We start from the raw sequence: 15,327 nt of genomic DNA, 5'->3' as shown, positions 1-15,327 counted from the left end.
CCGCTCCCCGGTGCAGGCCACCCCCGGGGGGCGTGCACGGTGCTATCCTCGGAACCCTTATGACCACTCCCGCCCTCATCCTCTTCGCCCACGGTGCCCGGGACCCGGAATGGGCCCTGCCCATGCACCGGGTGCGCGACGTCATCCTGGCCCGCTCCCCCGGCACCCGGGTCGAGCTGGCCTTTCTCGAATTCATGGCCCCGGGCCTGGAATCCTGCGCGGATGCCCTGGTGGGCGAGGGCATCCGCCACATCGCCGTGGTGCCCCTGTTCATCGCCCAGGGCGGTCACCTCAAGCGCGATCTGCCCCTGCTGCTCGACGCCCTGCGCGCCCGCCATCCGGGCCTGCGCCTCGACCTGGCGCCGCCGGTGGGCGAAGCCCCCGCCGTGGTGGCGGCCATGGCCGGCCATGCCCTGGCGCAACTGGACGCCATCCCGGGCATCGTTTCGGCGGCCTGATCATCCCGTTCCGCCGCCCGCGGCACCTGCGGGCCTGGCGCCACCCCGTAGCCGTGCCAAGGCCGGGCGTGGGGACCGGGCGCGGCACCGTATTGGTGCGCGGATTATTCGGGAACGGCCCTGGGGATTTGCCAACGCCTTGATTTAAAAGAAACGGGTTTCTGGCCCGGGTCTTGCTGAATGCTTGGCGAACCACCCGTCGGCCCAGGCCGGCGGGTCTCGACTCCCGAGTCCTGAATTTCCGCTTCCGATCCCGTGCCGCGTTTTTCTCGCCCATGAAGCCCCTTTCTCCTCCTGCCGCTACGGCTGCCCTGCGGGTGCTGGTGATCGACGAGTCGCACCGTCGCGGCGCCGAGCTGTGCGCCGGCCTGGCCATGGCCGGCTGCCAGGTGGCGGCGGTGCTGGCTGGGGCCGAGGACTTGGCGCGCCAGGTGGAGGTCCTCAAGCCCGACATGATCTTGATCGGCACCGACAACCCGTCCCGGGACACCCTGGAGCACCTGGCGGCCATGAACCGGGACATGCCCCGGCCGGTGGTGATCTTCGCCGACGAGGGCGACCAGGACTGCATCCGCGATGCCATGAAGGCCGGCGTCGCCGCCTACGTGGTGGACGGCCTGGAACCGGCCCGGGTCAAGCCGGTGATGGACGTGGCCCTGGCCCGCTTCGAGGCCGAACAGGCCCTCAAGCGGGAGCTGGTGCTAACCCAGAAGAAATTGTCCGAGCGGCGCCTGGTGGAACAGGCCAAGGGGCTGCTCATGAAGCTCAAGGGCCTCGACGAAGACGAGGCCTACAAGCTGCTCCGCAAGCTGGCCATGGATCGGGGCCAGCCTATCGGGACAGTGGCGCAGAACGTGCTGGAAACGGCGCGGTTGTTGTTGTGACGCGATCTTCGCGTAGTGATCTCCTCCGTTTCACCTTGAACGGGCTCCTGCGGGAGCCCGCTTTTTTTGCCCGGCTTTGTCCGGCCGGGGCGGGGGGCGTTGCCCCGTGAGCTGGGAACGGGCCGGAATTGCCTCCCCGTTTTTGTGCATGGCGGCAGGTGACGGTCAGGAAAAGGCACGGTTCGGGTGCCGGAGCCGTTTTTCCAGGAGAGCCGCCGGAGGTTTGTAAACCATTTGTAAACAACGGGTTGCGGGTTTTTTTGGCGAGTGGCACGGCGGTTGCTAAATAAGGATCGACCGTGCCAAGGGCGGCGCGGTCGAGTGGCTTGGACAACGGCGTCCATCCCGGCGGAACACCTCCTCCTGCCGGGGTGTGACGCCGTCTTTTTTACCCGGACGCCTGTTTTTCCATCTGCCAGGGAGCCGCACATGAACCGCTTGAATCGCTTTCCCGCTGCCGACGCCGCCGACGCTGCCATGCCGGCCGCCATCAATGCCGAACGCCGTTCCTTCCTCACCGCCGGGCTGCGCCTGTCCGCCGGCGCCGGCGTGCTGGGGATGGGGGTGAGCGCCGGGGTGGGCAGTCTGGTGCCGGGCGAGGCCCGGGCCGCCGGGCCGGTTCCCGGCACGGCCAACGCACCGGAGAAGAAGGAGGTGCGCATCGGCTTCATTCCCCTTACCGACTGCGCCTCGGTGGTGATGGCGGCGGTGAACAAGTTCGACGAGAAGTACGGCATCAAGATCATCCCGAGCAAGGAGGCCTCCTGGGCCGCCGTGCGCGACAAACTGGTCAACGGCGAGCTGGACGCCGCCCACGTCCTCTACGGCCTGGTCTATGGCGTGCAGATGGGCGTCGGCGGGCCGAAGAAGGACATGGCGGTGCTGATGGGCCTCAACCAGAACGGCCAGGCCATCACCCTGGCCAACAAGCTGCGCGACCTGGGCGTCACCGACGGGGCCAGCCTGAAGAAGCTGATCGCCGGCAAGCCCGGGGCCGGCGCCGAACTCACCTTCGCCCAGACCTTCCCCACCGGCACCCACGCCATGTGGCTGTACTACTGGCTGGCGGCCCACGACATCAACCCGTTGAAGGACGTGAAGACCATCACCGTACCGCCGCCGCAGATGGTGGCCAACATGCGGGTGGGCAACATGGACGGCTTTTGCGTCGGCGAGCCGTGGAACAACCGGGCGATCATGGACAAGATCGGCTTTACCGCCGTGACCACCCAGGAGGTGTGGGTGGATCACCCGGAGAAGGTGCTGGGCACCACCGCCGACTTCGCCAGCAAGCACCCCAACACCAGCCGGGCGATGATCGCCGCCATTCTCGACGCCAGCCGCTGGATCGACGGGTCGCTCGCCAACCGGCGCGCCACCGCCGAGACCATCGCCCAGAAGTCCTACGTGAACACCGACCCCGAGGTGATCCTGGAACGGATGCTGGGCCGCTACAGCAATGGCCTGGGCAAGAGCTGGGACGACAAGAACCACATGAAATTCTTCAACGACGGGACGGTGAACTTCCCTTACCTGTCCGACGGCATGTGGTTCCTCACCCAGCACAAGCGCTGGGGCCTGCTCAAGGAACACCCGGACTACCTGGCGGTGGCCAGGAAGGTGAATCGCATCGACCTCTACACCCAGGGGGCCCAGGCCGCCGGCGTGGCCCTGCCCAAGAGCGAGATGCGCACCTCGAAGCTGATCGACGGGGTGGTCTGGGATGGCAAGGACCCGAAGAAGTACGCCGACGGTTTCAAGGTCCACGCCTGACTGCGATGGGTTGCTCCGTGCGGGGCGGGCAGGACGACGCGAGCTGCCCGCCCCGCCCCGCGCTGCACCACCGAATTGATTGCATGAGAAGGAGTCCGCCATGACCACCTACAGCGCCACCGCCGACGCCCTGCCCCTGGGCGATCCGGCCGCCGCCGCCCCACCGACGGCAACCCCCCCCTGCCCTGGAAGCGAGGCTGGACGCAAATCTTCAGGCATCCCCATTGGAGAGCCGCATGGAATCTAGCGCTCCGGCCACACCCTCTGAAACCCCGCGTCCCGCCTTGCTTTCCGGCAAGATGGGGAAGGAGGGCCAAGGGAGCGACGCCCTTCTGCGCCTGGTCAAGGCGGTGCTGCCGCCCCTGCTCGGCCTGGCCGCCTTCGTCGCCATCTGGTACGTCGCCACCCTCTCGGGCGGCAGCGGCATCCCCGGGCCGGTGGCCACCTGGCAGGAGGCGGTCAAGCTGTTTGGCGACCCCTTCTACCGCAACACCCCCAACGACCAGGGCATCGGCTGGAACGTGCTGGCCTCGCTGCAACGGGTCGGCATCGGCTTCGGCATCGCCGCGGCGGTGGGCATTCCCCTCGGCTTTCTCATTGGCCGCTTCGATTTCCTGGCGCGCATGCTCTCGCCCATCATCAGCCTGCTGCGCCCGGTGTCGCCCCTGGCCTGGTTGCCCATCGGCCTGCTGGTGTTCAAGAAGGCCGACCCGGCGGCCACCTGGACCCTGTTCATCTGCTCGATCTGGCCGATGATCCTCAACACCGCCGCCGGGGTGAAGCAGGTGCCCCAGGACTACCTGAACGTGGCCCGGGTGCTGGCCCTGTCCGAATGGCAGGTGTTCACCCGCATCCTCCTGCCGGCGGTGCTGCCCGCCGTGCTCACCGGGGTGCGCCTGTCCATCGGCGTGGCCTGGCTGGTGATCGTCGCCGCGGAGATGCTCACCGGCGGCGTCGGCATCGGTTTCTGGGTGTGGGACGAGTGGAACAACCTCAACGTCGCCCACATCCTCATCGCCATCGGCGTCATCGGCATCGTCGGCCTGCTGCTCGACCAGGGCCTGATGCTGCTGGCCAAGCGCTTCACCTTCGAATCCCGCTGATTCCCCCCTTTCAGGAGACGCTGCCATGGTTAGCGCAACACCCATCGACCGCCACGCCGACAAGTTCGTCCACCTCCAGGGGGTGGAGCAGGCCTTCGCCACCAAGCAGGGCCGCTTCGTCGCCCTGCGCGACATCGACCTGGCTATTGCCAAGGGCGAGTTCATCACCCTGATCGGCCACTCCGGCTGCGGCAAATCGACCCTGCTCAACCTGATCGCCGGCCTGACCGTGCCCACCGCCGGCGCCCTGATCTGCGACGGCCGCGAGATCGCCAAGCCCGGCCCGGAGCGGGCGGTGGTGTTCCAGAACCATTCCCTGCTGCCTTGGCTGACCTGCTTCGGCAACATCCACCTGGCCGTGGAGAAAGTATTTGGCGCCAAGGAAGGCAAGGCCAGGCTCAAGGCCCGTACCGACGCCGCCCTGGCCCTGGTGGGGCTGGCCCACGCCGCCGCCAAGTACCCCCACGAGATTTCCGGAGGCATGAAGCAGCGGGTCGGTATCGCCCGGGCCCTGTCGATGGAGCCCAAGGTGCTGCTCATGGACGAGCCCTTCGGCGCTCTGGACGCCCTGACCCGGGCCAAGTTGCAGGACGAGTTGCTGAAGATCTGCGAGGCCACCCGGGCCACGGTGGTGATGGTTACCCACGACGTGGACGAGGCGGTGCTGCTGGCCGACCGGGTGGTGATGCTCAACAACGGCCCGGCGGCCACCATCGGCGAAATTCTGCCGGTGCCCCTGGCCCGCCCCCGGGACCGGCTGGCCCTGGCCGCCGATCCGACCTACCTGGCCTGCCGCCAGGCGGTGCTCACCTTCCTCTACGAAAAGCAGCGCCACCCCCAGCCCTTGGCGGCGTGAGGCCGGAGAGGAGGGGGGATACGAAAGTAGAGGGGGTAAAAGCGGGAGCGGCAGCCGGGCAGGAAACCCGTGCCGCCGCTGCCCTGCCGGCTGCACGCCGACATGAAGCCCCTCGTCGCGAGGGGTACGGAGGGAACCGGAAAAGACGGATTCGAGTAACGGGAACGATGATTTCGTACCCGGCCGGCGGAACCGGGCGCGCCGCAGCGCGGTGGATCGCCGGAGTGTGGCGATGGCGATGCTTCTTACGGCAAGGGATGGCGGTGGCAGAACTGCTGGTAGTGACCCACCAGTTCGCGGGCAAGCTCGTAGTCTGCGTGATTCAGGGCGCTTTCGATGTCGTCCAGCAACATCGTGTGCAGACAGCATAGCCCTTCGGTGGATTGCAGCATTTCATTGGCCATTTCGGTGGCCACGATATCGGGAACGTGTTCGTGATGGGCGACGGCGGCGACTTCATCGACGTCCAGATCGCTGAATTCCATGCATTCCTTCAGTGACAGCATCTCGACCTCCTCGGAAGGGTTCCCGCACCCCAGTCGGGCCGGGCCTCGTTCCGTTGCAGATTGAATGGGCCGCCCGAAACGGTGTGGTTCGGATCGGCAGGCCAGACAGCAGGGAAGGCTTTATGGTGTTTTAGGAAGTGCGCCTCTTTGTCGGACGTTTTCGGTGAGGGCACTCGTTTTTTATAGCTGGTGCGGCGGTGCAATGCAAGCTACGTGTAAACCACAGGAGCGTCCCCGCCGACCGGCGGGGGGCGCGCCCTGCCTGGCTTGGCGGGCAGGGGCCGGTGAAAGCCGGATGCCGGTGGCGTCCGATGATTCCATATCGATATTGTGGTCTTGGCTGGGGTTGGGAATAATTCCCAGCCTTCCGTCACCGGGGTGACGGTCGCCGATCGGAAAGGGAATGGTCATGGTCCAGGATGCGGTTTCGACGACAGGTGCAGCGGCCATGGCCGCCGTCGCGGGCGGTGCGCCGGTGTTCAACCACGAAACCCTGCTCGACATCGTGCACGACCCTGCACCGCTGGCCGCGCGCCTGCGCCGTCTCCACGCCTTGGTGCGGGAGCGCCTGCCCTTCGTCGAGCGCATCGCCGTGGTGTCCTACGACCCCCTGAGCGACCGGCTGAAGACCTTCGTGCATTCCTCCGGTGGCGACGAGCCCCTGTCGTTCTACGAAAGCCCCCTGGCGGCCTCCCGCTCCCTGTCCGAGATCGCCCTGAGCCGCAAGCCCCGGGTGGTGCAGGATCTGAGCGCCTACGCGGTGATCCAGGCCGAGCACAGCCGGCGCATCAGGGGCCAGGGCTACGCCGCCAGCTACACCATGCCGCTGGTCAATCACGGCGAACTGGCCGGCTTCCTGTTCTTCAATTCGCGCACCCCCTGGGTGTTCACCGAGCCGGCCCTCGACTACCTGAACATGGTGGGCCACCTGCTCTGCCTGATGGTGGTGGCCGAACTGGTGTGCGTGCGCACCCTGCTCTCGGCGGTGCGCACCGTCACCCACATCGCCCAGTGTCGCGATTTCGAGACCGGCAGCCACCTGGAGCGCATGGCCCACTACTCCCGCCTGATCGCCCGGCAGGTGGCGGCGCAGCACGAGCGGGACGATGCCTTCGTCGAGTACGTCTTCCAGTTCGCCCCGCTTCACGACATCGGCAAGATCGCCGTACCCGACGACCTGTTGCAAAAGCCCGGCCGCCTCACCGACGACGAATTCCTGGCGATCCAGGCCCACACGGTGAAGGGAGCGGAGATCGTGGACACCATGCTGGAACAGTTCGGTCTGGCCGGGCTGCCCCACACCGGCATGCTGCGCAACATCGCCCTGCACCACCACGAGACCCCGGACGGCCTGGGCTACCCCCTGGGCCTGGCGGGGGAGTCGATTCCCCTGGAAGCGCGCATCTGCGCCGTGGCGGACGTGTTCGACGCCCTTACCAGCAAGCGCCCCTACAAGGAGGCCTGGAGCAACGACGAGGCGTTCGGCCTGCTGCTGCGCCAGTCCGGGCCCAAGTTCGACCCGGACTGCGTGGCGGCCCTGCTCGACCAGCGCGAGGCGGTCGAGCGCATCCAGGCCGAATTCGGCGAAGACCGGCTGGGCTAGGTCCGGGTCAGAACACCAGGGCGTCGCCCACCAGGCTGCCCGATTGCTCCAGGCGCGACAGGGTGGGCAGCAGGTCCAGACCAGTGGCGGCCTTGAGGGATTGGGCGCGCTGGCGCAGGTCGACCAGGGGCTCGGCCACCGGATCGCCTGTCGCCGCGAAGGCCACCGCGTTGCCGCTGTCGCAGGAGGGAAAGACCACCGAGCGGCCGGCGCTGGCGTTGCGCAGCCGCTCCACGCTACCCATGAACCCCCGGTTGCGCCCGAGTAGATTCACCGTGAGCAGGCCGCGCCGGGTCAGGTGCTTCATGCAGGCGGCGAAGAAGGTCTCGTCTCCCAGCCGGCCGGTGCGGGCGTCCGGGTCGAAACCGTCGACGAGAATCCAGTCCCAGGCCCGGGTGGCCTCGGCGATGAAGTCGGCGCCGTCGGCAATGACGATCTCCAGCCGTTCCGATTCTTCCGGCAGTTTGAACATGTGGTCGGCCATGGCCACCACCCGGGGGTTGATCTCCACCACGGTCAGCTTGGCCCCCGGCACATGGTGGTGCAGCCAGCGAGTCAGGGAGGCGGCCCCCAGGCCGATCTGCAGCACCGAGCGGGGCCAGCCGCCGGCGGGCTCCGGGCAGGCTTCGCCGTCGCCGCGCAGCAGCAGCCCGGCCATCATCTCCCGGGTGTAGGCCAGCTCCAGGTCGTAGGGGCGGCGGATGCGCATGGCGCCCTGGACCCAGTCCGAGCCGAAGTGCAGGTAGCGCACGCCGGAGGATTCGCTGATGTCGATGGGGTGGCTTAGGTCGTAATCGAGGGAACGGCGCAGCATGGCAGGGCAAGGAATCGGTCGACAGCGCCGGGAGCGAAGCCCCGGCAGGGGAGGGCATTGTCCCATAGGTTTTTCGCCGGTCGTCGGAGCGGACGCCAGCAGGTTCGGCAAAAGCCCTAGAATCGGACTGTTGCCTTCAGTAGGCACCTAATAATTTCAGGGATGCGGAGTCGAGACTAAAAATGACCATCAAACAAAAATTACTGTTGCTTATCGTTGGCGGCGTACTGGCATTGTTGCTGGTGGGTGGAGCCGGGCTGTATGGAGTCAAGCAGACTGAGAAGGGACTGACCGAAGTCGCCAGCAATTGCATGCCCTCGGCCATTCAACTGCTCACGGCCAGCGAGGCCCAGACGGATATTTCCCGGCGCGCGTTCGAAGCGGCTGGGTGGGAGCGGGAGTTTTCCGACCGGGCCCGCGAAGGAATCGCCAAATCCCTGGAGATGAAAAAGGCCGCGTGGAAGCGGGCCGAGGATGCCCTGGCCAAGTATGCGGCCCTGCCCATGACCGATGAGGAACGCAAGACCTGGGAGAGTTTCCAGGCCAGTTGGAACGCCTGGCGGAGCGGGGGCGAGAAGCGCGATGCGATCCTGGATGCCTTGTCCAAGAGCGGTAGCGAGGCCGAATACCGGGCCCTGTTCGCCGATTTCCACAAGGCCGGTGCAGGCCAGGGCAAGCTCTACCAGGAGGCGGAGGCAAAGCTCAATGCCCTGGTCAAGATCAACGTGGACAACGCCGGGGTCCAGGGCAAGGCCGCCGAAGCCACGGCTGCCGAGATGCAGACTGCCGATATCGTGGTTGCCGCCGCCGGGGTCGTCATCCTGCTGCTGGTCAGTTTTTCGGTGTTCCGAGCCATCATGGGGCCGCTCAAAGCGACCCAGGAGGTGATTGAAGCCATTTCCGCCCACAACGACTTCACCCGCCGTATCCCGGTGGTCAGCCAGGACGAGATCGGCGCCATGGTCGGCGCCTTCAATACGCTGATCGGCAGCGTCCAGGACTCCCTGCGCGAGATCCAGAGCCACGTCGGCGAGATTCGCGGTTCGGTGAGCACGGTGGCCAACGCGGCCCAGGAAGTGGCGCTCAGTTCGGCCAACCAGAGCAGCTCCACCTCCAGCATGGCGGCGGCGGTCGAGCAGATGACCGTATCGATCAACCTGGTGGCCGACAACTCGGCAGCGGCCATGGATCTGGCGCGCACCTCAGGCGACATCTCCAACGAAGGGGGGAGGATCATCGACGAGACCGTGGGCGGCATGCAGGGCATCGCCTCCTCGGTGGGCGAGGCCGCCCAGGTGATCGAGACCCTGGGCCAGGAATCCCAGCAGATTTCCGCCGTGGTCCAGGTGATCAAGGAAATTGCCGACCAGACCAACCTGCTAGCGCTGAACGCCGCCATCGAAGCGGCCCGGGCCGGCGAGGCCGGGCGCGGTTTTGCCGTGGTGGCCGACGAAGTGCGCCAGCTGGCCGAGCGCACCACCAAGTCCACCGGCGACATCGGCCAGCTGATCGGCAAGATCCAGGCGGCGGCCAACGGCGCGGTGCGCGAGATGCAGCAGGTGGTGACCCAGGTGAACGAAGGCCAGTCCCTGGCCAACGACGCCGGCAACCGCATCGCTGAAATCCGCGAAGCGGTGCAAAAGGTGGTGAACGCGGTGACCGAGATCAGCAACGCCCTCAAGGAGCAGGGAGCGGCCAGCCAGGAGATCGCCAAGCACGTCGAATCGATCGCCCAGATGACCGACGAGAACCACGCCGCCAGCGAGAACACCTCCACCGGCGCCCAGCAGCTCGACCACCTGGCCGAGGAAGTCAGCCAGACCATCGCCCGCTTCCGGGTGTGACGCGGGTTTCCGGGTAAATGAAAACGGGGGCTGCGGCCCCCGTTTTCATTGGTGCTGGCGTGCTGGCGCCAGGCCGCGGAGGTCAGGGTTTGTCGCCTCCGGCGGCCGGCCGCTTGGGCATGGCAAAACTGGCGCAGGGGTCGGGGCGCTCTTCCCGGGGCGAGAACCAGACGATGTCGTAGCGTTCCGGCCGGGCCTCCGGATAGGCGGCCGGGTTGGTGACGCCGTTGCGCCATTCGATCTGGCCGATGGCCAGGATGGCACCGGGGGGCAGTCCTCGGGCGGCGGTGCGGTTCGGCACCCCCAGGTCGCGGCGGGCATGGCCGTTACCCAGGATAGCCACGGCGCCCCCCTGATCGGCGGGGCTTTCCAGCAGGGCCTCGGCCAGCATGCCGTCGCGCCAGCGCTGGATGGCCGCCAGGCGGGCGGCGAGCAGGCGCCCGGCATCGCTGTCGAGCTGGCCGCAGTGGCCGTCGATGATCTCCTGGCGTTGAGCTTGTTCCTGGCCGTCGCTCCAGCCCGCGTCCAGGGCCAGCAAGCGGCGCTCGTCGGCGGGAATGGCGGCGAAGCCCTGGCGGGCTACCGGCTGGGCCCGTTCCCGGGACACGTTGCCGGCCCGCACCGGCAGTCGGTGGTCGACGGCCAGGGACAGCAGGGGCGCGTAATCCGGCCAGGACCATCCTGTGGAAAAGCGCCCGGCGTCGCGCAATGTTTCGGGGCTGGCTTCGGGGCGGTGCTGGGCCGCCTCCAGGGCGTGCTGGTGCTCGCTGTCGAACTGTTCCATGACCAGGGCCGGCCGCCGGCCGGACTGGAGCATGGCGGCCAGCAACTCGCGCTGGCGGCGGTGCTGTTCCCGGTTGTCGTGCACCTCGCCGAGGAGCACGTAGGGCGCGCGCGCCAGCAGGGCTTCCAGTTCCTGCCGGGTCAGGGCCCGGCGGGCCCGGGTGTCCCAGATCAGGTCGGCGCTGACCGATGGCCCGGCGGCCCGGGGCGCCCGCGGCGTGCCGGCGGCGGGTGCGTGGCCGGCGGCTGCGAGCAGGGCGAGGGCCGCCAGGAGTCCGGCGGAGCGGCGCAGGCGGCGGGCGGGGGCGGCGGGCATCGGTAAACGGAGGGCGTGGGAAGCGTGGAGGCCGGCGCCCATTCTACGGGGGCAGGCTGACAGGAAATGTCAGGAACCTGTCACTAAGCCGCAATTTCCCCCGGGCAGGATGGGCCGCTTGCAGCATGCCACCAGAGCCTAGGCAACGAGGCTGGGCCGGAGAAGAGGGGATTTCCATGTCCGGCCTGCTGTTCCGCAACTGCCCATGGCCGGTCCCGGTCTGGTATCCGTCCGGTATCGGCGCCCTGCCTGTCATGGAGTCGATGAACCGATGCCCCATCCCGATCTCGCGCCGGATGACCTCGGCGTGTTTTCCCAAGCCCTGGTCGACTATTTCCACACTGCCACCGGCCAGGCCGCCCGGGTGCGCGCGGCCTATCCGTTGGCGACGGGGGCGGAGCGGCTGTGGAACGACTTCAACGGGCTGATCACCCTGTCCGGCGGCTGGCGGGGCACCGTGTGCTTCTGCGCACCCCGGGCGATGCTCGCCCAGGTGCTGCATCTTGCCGGCGTGCCGGACCATGGCGACGAACGCCATTCGGATATCGTCGGCGAAATTGCCTGCCTTCTGTCGGGCCGCGCCCGCCGCCACTTCGGGGAATCCCTGGACGTTTCGGTCCCCGCCGCCTACCACCGTTGGGCCGGTGCGCCGGTGGCGCTGCTGCGGGGCGATGCCTGCCGCTCCCTGGCCGTTCCCCTGGAGTGGAACGGCCATCGCGCCGATCTGGTGATCCAGCTCGAACGGGGCGGCGCGACGGCCTAGCGGGGGCTTTCGGCCAGGGGCGGCTGCTGGCGGCGGCGCCACAGCGCCCAGGCCAGGTACACCACCACCACCAGGTTGAAGCCCAGGGTGGCGAATTTCAGGGCGGTGGCGTGGCGGGCCAGTTCTATCACTTCCAGGGGGACGTAGATGCCGCCGCTCACCGCGCCCAGCCACTCGGCCCAGGCGTAGCCGCGCCACAGGCCGAAGGCTTCGAGGAAGCGTAGCGAGGCGTAGAGGGCGGCCAGGGCCGCCAGGCCCCACAGACGCTGGTCGGTGACGTGGGAGGCCAGTTCGAGAAAGATGCGCGGCGTGCGGCGCGCCGGATTCAGGTGCAGGTGGTGCACCAGGTGCTCGGCCACGGACTGGGCGTCCTGGTGCAGCAGGGACAACAGGCCGAAGCCGGCGATCAGCACCAGGGCGCCCTTGAGCGCCTCCATGGCGGCGATGGCGCGCAGCCCGCGGGGAGCGGCTTGCGGGGCGCCGGGCGTGAGCGCGGCGTCAGACGAGGACATAGACGATCACTCCGCAGACCCCGACCATCAGGGCCAGGGCGAGCATGAACAGGCCATCGAGGACATTGCGCAGCATCTGGCGCAGGCGGGTGTGCCGGGTCTTGAACGACCAGAAGGCGAAGAAGCAGCAGCACATGAAGAGGGCCGCGTCCCCGGCCTGCAGGTCGTCGGCCAGGGTGCCCATCTGGCTGCGCTGGGTGATCACCTTGATCAGGCCTAGGCCGGTCAGGCAGACCCCCACCAGGCCGGCGGAAATGGAAAAGACGTGGAGCGTGAGTTCGTGTTCCCGGGCTTCCCGGGTGGCGGGCGTGGTCATGGCGGTCGTGGATTGCGTCGGGCACGGGGCAGTGCCCGAGCAGGGCGATTCTACCCACCTTCGCCTGGGACGACGACCCGGGCGGGCGTGTAAAAGATCGCTTACAAACGTAAGCGGAAGGCCGCTTTCCAGTACTCTTGCGGCCATTCTTCTCCTATCATCGAATGCACAACGTCATGGGCGCCGGGCAGGCCGTTGTCCCCTTCCCGGGGCCGGACTGTGGGTGGCGCCCGAGCCTCAACGCCATGAATTCCGCGCAACCGACCTCCGCCCCTTCGTCCCATGCCGATTCGCATGACGCCGGCCGTCCGCCGGACGGGGACGATTTCGTGCTGGGCGGCAGCGTCGCCCTGCTGTGCGCCGAAGGCGCCCTGCGGCTGGAAAACGGCGACCTGGACGGGGCCGAGGATTTCCTCCGCGAAGCACTGCACCTGGACCCGAACTATGCCGAGGCCCTGAGCAACCTGGGGCTGGCGCTGGAACAGCGGGGCAACCTGGGCGATGCGGAAACCTGCCTGGGCCGCGCCCGGGATTTGGCGCCAGCCTGGCTGCAAGCCCACCTCAACCTGGGGCTGTTCCTGTTCCGCCGCCGGCGCCTGGCCGAGGCCGAGGACGTGCTCCAGGAGGCGGTCCGGATCGCGCCCCACCTGCCGGCATCCTGGTCCAACCTGGGGGTGGTGCTGGTCAGCCGGCAGCGCCACCGCGAGGCGGAGCAGTGCTACCGCACCGCCATGGGGCTGGACCCGGCCTACGCCAAGGCCCGCTACAACCTGGCCTACCTACTGCTGCTGCGGGGCGATTACGAAGAAGGCTGGCACCACATGGAAGCCCGGGAATGGCTGCTGGACTGCACGCCCCACCTGGGCTGCCCGCCCTGGCGGGGGGAAGACCTGGACGGCAAGTCGATCCTGATCGGGGTCGAGGGAGGCCACGGCGACATGATCCAGTTCTGCCGCTACGTCCCCCTGCTCAAGGCCCGGGGCGCCAAGCACGTCACCCTGCTCTGCCAGCCGGCCCTCAAGCCCCTGTTCGCCAGCCTGGCCGGCGTCGACCAGCTGGTGGCCCTGGGCGAGCCGCTCCCCGGTCAACACTGGGACTTCTGGACCTTTCCCTTTTCCCTGCCCCTGGCTTGCGGCACCCGCCTGGAGACGATCCCGGCAGCGCTGCCCTACCTGGCGCCGCCGCCGGAACGGATCGGCTACTGGAACGCCCGGCTGCCGGGCCGGGGGCTGCGGGTCGGGCTGGTGTGGAAGGGCAATCCCCGGTTCGAGAACGACGCCGCCCGCTCCCTGCCGGGGCTGGACGTGCTGGCCCCCCTTGGGGCGGTGGCGGGAGCGAGCTTCGTCAGCCTGCAAAAAGGCGCCGGCGAGGAAGAGGCGGCCCATCCCCCGGCCGGGCTGCCATTGCTCGACCTGGGCCGGGAGATCGCCGATTTCGGCGATTCCGCCGCCATCGTTGCCGGCCTCGACCTGGTGATCAGCGTCGACACGGCCATGGCCCATCTGACCGGCGCCCTGGGTAAGCCCTGCTGGGTGCTGCTGGCCGACGACCTGCCCGACTGGCGTTGGCTGGCGGGGCGGGACGACTGCCCCTGGTACCCGGGGACGACCCGCCTCTTCCGCCAGAACGGCCGGGGGCAATGGGGCCCGGTGATCGAACGGGTGGCCGCGGAACTGGCACGGCTGGCGGCACAGCGGGGCTGAGGCGGGGAAGCACCGGTTTTGGCACCGGCGCCGGTGGATCGGAAAGGGGCCGCAACACGGCGCGGCAGACCCGGTATTTCGCACCCACTGCGTCCAGGATGGCGCCCCACCCGTTGAACTACTGGGGCACCGGGAAAGTGCCGCCGAAGAGGCCACGTCCAGCAACGAAAAAGCCCGCGTGGCGCGGGCTTCGGGCGGGTGTCGCGATGGTCTCCCCGACAGGAATCGAACCTGTATTTAGCGCTTAGGAGGCGCTCGTTCTATCCATTGAACTACGGAGAGGGCAGGCGGCTGGGCGATGCGGCGCGTATTGTAGCCGCCCGGGGCGGCGGGGCAAAATCCGGCACCATGGGAACCGGTGGCGGGAGCGCCGGTCCTTCCCTTCAAGCCCTCCTTCTTTCTCCATGTTGTTTTCATTTCTCATCGCCCGGATCCGCCCATGAAAACCCTGCTGCTGGCCGTTGTCGTCGTCGCCGGAGTCTTGCTCGCCCTGCGCGTTGCCGCCGCGGAAAAAGCGCCCCGTCCGCCCGAGAGCGGCGAGATGGCGCCCGACTTCACCCTGCCCGATGCCACCGGCAAGCCGGTGTCCCTGCAAAGCCTGCGCGGGCACTGGGTGGTGCTGTACTTCTATCCCAAGGACGACACCCCGGGCTGCACCGAGGAGGCCTGCCAGTTCCGCGACGACTGGGTCCAGCTCCAGGCCCTGGGCGCCAAGGTGGTGGGGGTGAGCGTGGACGACTCCGCCTCCCATGCCGCCTTCGCCAAGAAGCATGGCCTGCCGTTCCCCCTGCTCGCCGACGTCGGGGGCGCGGTGGCCAAGACCTATGGGGCATATTCCGACTGGGTGGTGTTCAAGTTCGCCAAGCGCTACACCTTCCTGATTTCGCCGGACGGGCGCATCGCCCGCACCTACCTGAGCGTGGACACCTCGAAGCACAGCGCCGAGGTGATCGCCGACCTGAAGCAGCTCACCGGGCGCGATTGAGCGGAGCGGCCGGCGGCGCGCGGATGGTGCCCGGCGCGGCTGCGTGGGACGATGGGCGTCCCGGGGGCATCTACGCCGGGTGGTGAACGCCACGGGGAATCATCCAGA

15 protein-coding genes and 1 tRNA gene are annotated in these 15,327 nt (G+C 68.1%); 10 read left to right on the top strand and 6 right to left on the bottom strand.

All coding sequences use genetic code 11. The annotated features are described in order from the left end of the window. Window positions 1–59 precede the first annotated feature (59 nt). The 5 genes from LWW89_RS14010 (at window position 60) to LWW89_RS13990 (ending at window position 5,074) form a co-directional block, all read left to right on the top strand. Window positions 60–458 carry a CbiX/SirB N-terminal domain-containing protein gene (locus LWW89_RS14010; protein ID WP_293265195.1) on the top strand — a complete coding sequence of 133 codons (399 nt, stop codon included), beginning with the start codon at window positions 60–62 and terminating at the stop codon, window positions 456–458. A gap of 275 nt (window positions 459–733) precedes the next feature. After that, a complete protein-coding gene (locus LWW89_RS14005; RefSeq protein WP_293265194.1) occupies window positions 734–1,342 on the top strand; it encodes an ANTAR domain-containing protein in 609 nt (202 codons plus the stop codon). A gap of 558 nt (window positions 1,343–1,900) precedes the next feature. Then, a complete protein-coding gene (locus LWW89_RS14000) occupies window positions 1,901–3,115 on the top strand; it encodes a CmpA/NrtA family ABC transporter substrate-binding protein (RefSeq protein WP_293265208.1) in 1,215 nt (404 codons plus the stop codon). A 236-nt stretch (window positions 3,116–3,351) separates the two neighbouring features. Beyond that, a complete protein-coding gene (gene ntrB / locus LWW89_RS13995; protein WP_293265193.1) occupies window positions 3,352–4,218 on the top strand; it encodes a nitrate ABC transporter permease in 867 nt (288 codons plus the stop codon). Window positions 4,219–4,243: 25 nt separating this feature from the next. After that, window positions 4,244–5,074, top strand: coding sequence for an ABC transporter ATP-binding protein (locus LWW89_RS13990; RefSeq protein WP_293265192.1), 831 nt, complete (start codon window positions 4,244–4,246; stop codon window positions 5,072–5,074). 245 nt (window positions 5,075–5,319) lie between these two features. Here LWW89_RS13990 and LWW89_RS13985 read toward each other — a convergent pair whose 3' ends face one another. Further along, window positions 5,320–5,580: a hypothetical protein gene (locus LWW89_RS13985; protein ID WP_293265191.1), complete on the bottom strand. Its 261-nt coding sequence runs from the start codon at window positions 5,578–5,580 to the stop codon at window positions 5,320–5,322. Between the two features lie 448 nt (window positions 5,581–6,028). Here LWW89_RS13985 and LWW89_RS13980 point away from each other — a divergent pair, with 448 nt between their 5' ends. Continuing rightward, window positions 6,029–7,183 carry an HD-GYP domain-containing protein gene (locus LWW89_RS13980; protein ID WP_293265190.1) on the top strand — a complete coding sequence of 385 codons (1,155 nt, stop codon included), beginning with the start codon at window positions 6,029–6,031 and terminating at the stop codon, window positions 7,181–7,183. A gap of 7 nt (window positions 7,184–7,190) precedes the next feature. Here LWW89_RS13980 and LWW89_RS13975 read toward each other — a convergent pair whose 3' ends face one another. Further along, on the bottom strand, window positions 7,191–7,997 hold the full coding sequence (locus LWW89_RS13975) for a spermidine synthase (RefSeq protein ID WP_293265189.1): 807 nt from the start codon (window positions 7,995–7,997) through the stop codon (window positions 7,191–7,193). A 182-nt stretch (window positions 7,998–8,179) separates the two neighbouring features. On the opposite strand from LWW89_RS13975, the gene LWW89_RS13970 reads away from it, so the two are divergent. Further along, the gene (locus LWW89_RS13970; protein WP_293265188.1) at window positions 8,180–9,841 is read left to right on the top strand and encodes a methyl-accepting chemotaxis protein; all 1,662 of its coding nucleotides are present in this window, start codon (window positions 8,180–8,182) and stop codon (window positions 9,839–9,841) included. A gap of 82 nt (window positions 9,842–9,923) precedes the next feature. Here LWW89_RS13970 and LWW89_RS13965 read toward each other — a convergent pair whose 3' ends face one another. After that, on the bottom strand, window positions 9,924–10,940 hold the full coding sequence (locus LWW89_RS13965) for a ChaN family lipoprotein (RefSeq protein ID WP_293265186.1): 1,017 nt from the start codon (window positions 10,938–10,940) through the stop codon (window positions 9,924–9,926). A 271-nt stretch (window positions 10,941–11,211) separates the two neighbouring features. Between LWW89_RS13965 and LWW89_RS13960 the strand changes: the two genes are divergently transcribed. Continuing rightward, window positions 11,212–11,703 carry a chemotaxis protein CheX gene (locus LWW89_RS13960; protein ID WP_293265184.1) on the top strand — a complete coding sequence of 164 codons (492 nt, stop codon included), beginning with the start codon at window positions 11,212–11,214 and terminating at the stop codon, window positions 11,701–11,703. On the opposite strand, the gene LWW89_RS13955 is transcribed toward LWW89_RS13960, so the two are convergent. Together LWW89_RS13955 and LWW89_RS13950 are read right to left on the bottom strand one after the other, a co-directional pair. Then, window positions 11,700–12,215, bottom strand: coding sequence for a DUF2127 domain-containing protein (locus LWW89_RS13955; RefSeq protein ID WP_293265182.1), 516 nt, complete (start codon window positions 12,213–12,215; stop codon window positions 11,700–11,702). The genes LWW89_RS13960 and LWW89_RS13955 overlap by 4 nt on opposite strands. After that, window positions 12,202–12,531, bottom strand: a complete 330-nt coding sequence (locus LWW89_RS13950; protein ID WP_293265180.1) for a hypothetical protein — start codon at window positions 12,529–12,531, stop codon at window positions 12,202–12,204. Before LWW89_RS13950 ends, LWW89_RS13955 begins: the two co-directional genes overlap by 14 nt. Window positions 12,532–12,776: 245 nt before the next feature. Between LWW89_RS13950 and LWW89_RS13945 the strand changes: the two genes are divergently transcribed. Further along, window positions 12,777–14,234 carry a tetratricopeptide repeat protein gene (locus tag LWW89_RS13945; protein ID WP_293265178.1) on the top strand — a complete coding sequence of 486 codons (1,458 nt, stop codon included), beginning with the start codon at window positions 12,777–12,779 and terminating at the stop codon, window positions 14,232–14,234. Between the two features lie 207 nt (window positions 14,235–14,441). Here the strand turns inward: LWW89_RS13945 and LWW89_RS13940 are convergent. Then, window positions 14,442–14,516, bottom strand: a tRNA-Arg gene (locus LWW89_RS13940). Between the two features lie 157 nt (window positions 14,517–14,673). On the opposite strand from LWW89_RS13940, the gene LWW89_RS13935 reads away from it, so the two are divergent. Beyond that, entirely contained in the window at window positions 14,674–15,219 is a 546-nt protein-coding gene (locus tag LWW89_RS13935) for a peroxiredoxin (RefSeq protein ID WP_293265176.1), read from the top strand. Window positions 15,220–15,327 lie beyond the last annotated feature (108 nt).

The organism is Oryzomicrobium sp. (genome assembly GCF_021287045.1).
In the GTDB taxonomy this organism is placed as follows: domain Bacteria; phylum Pseudomonadota; class Gammaproteobacteria; order Burkholderiales; family Rhodocyclaceae; genus Oryzomicrobium.
Note: the sequence above shows the minus strand (reverse complement) of the source record. Positions and strands in the feature narration are given on the sequence as shown.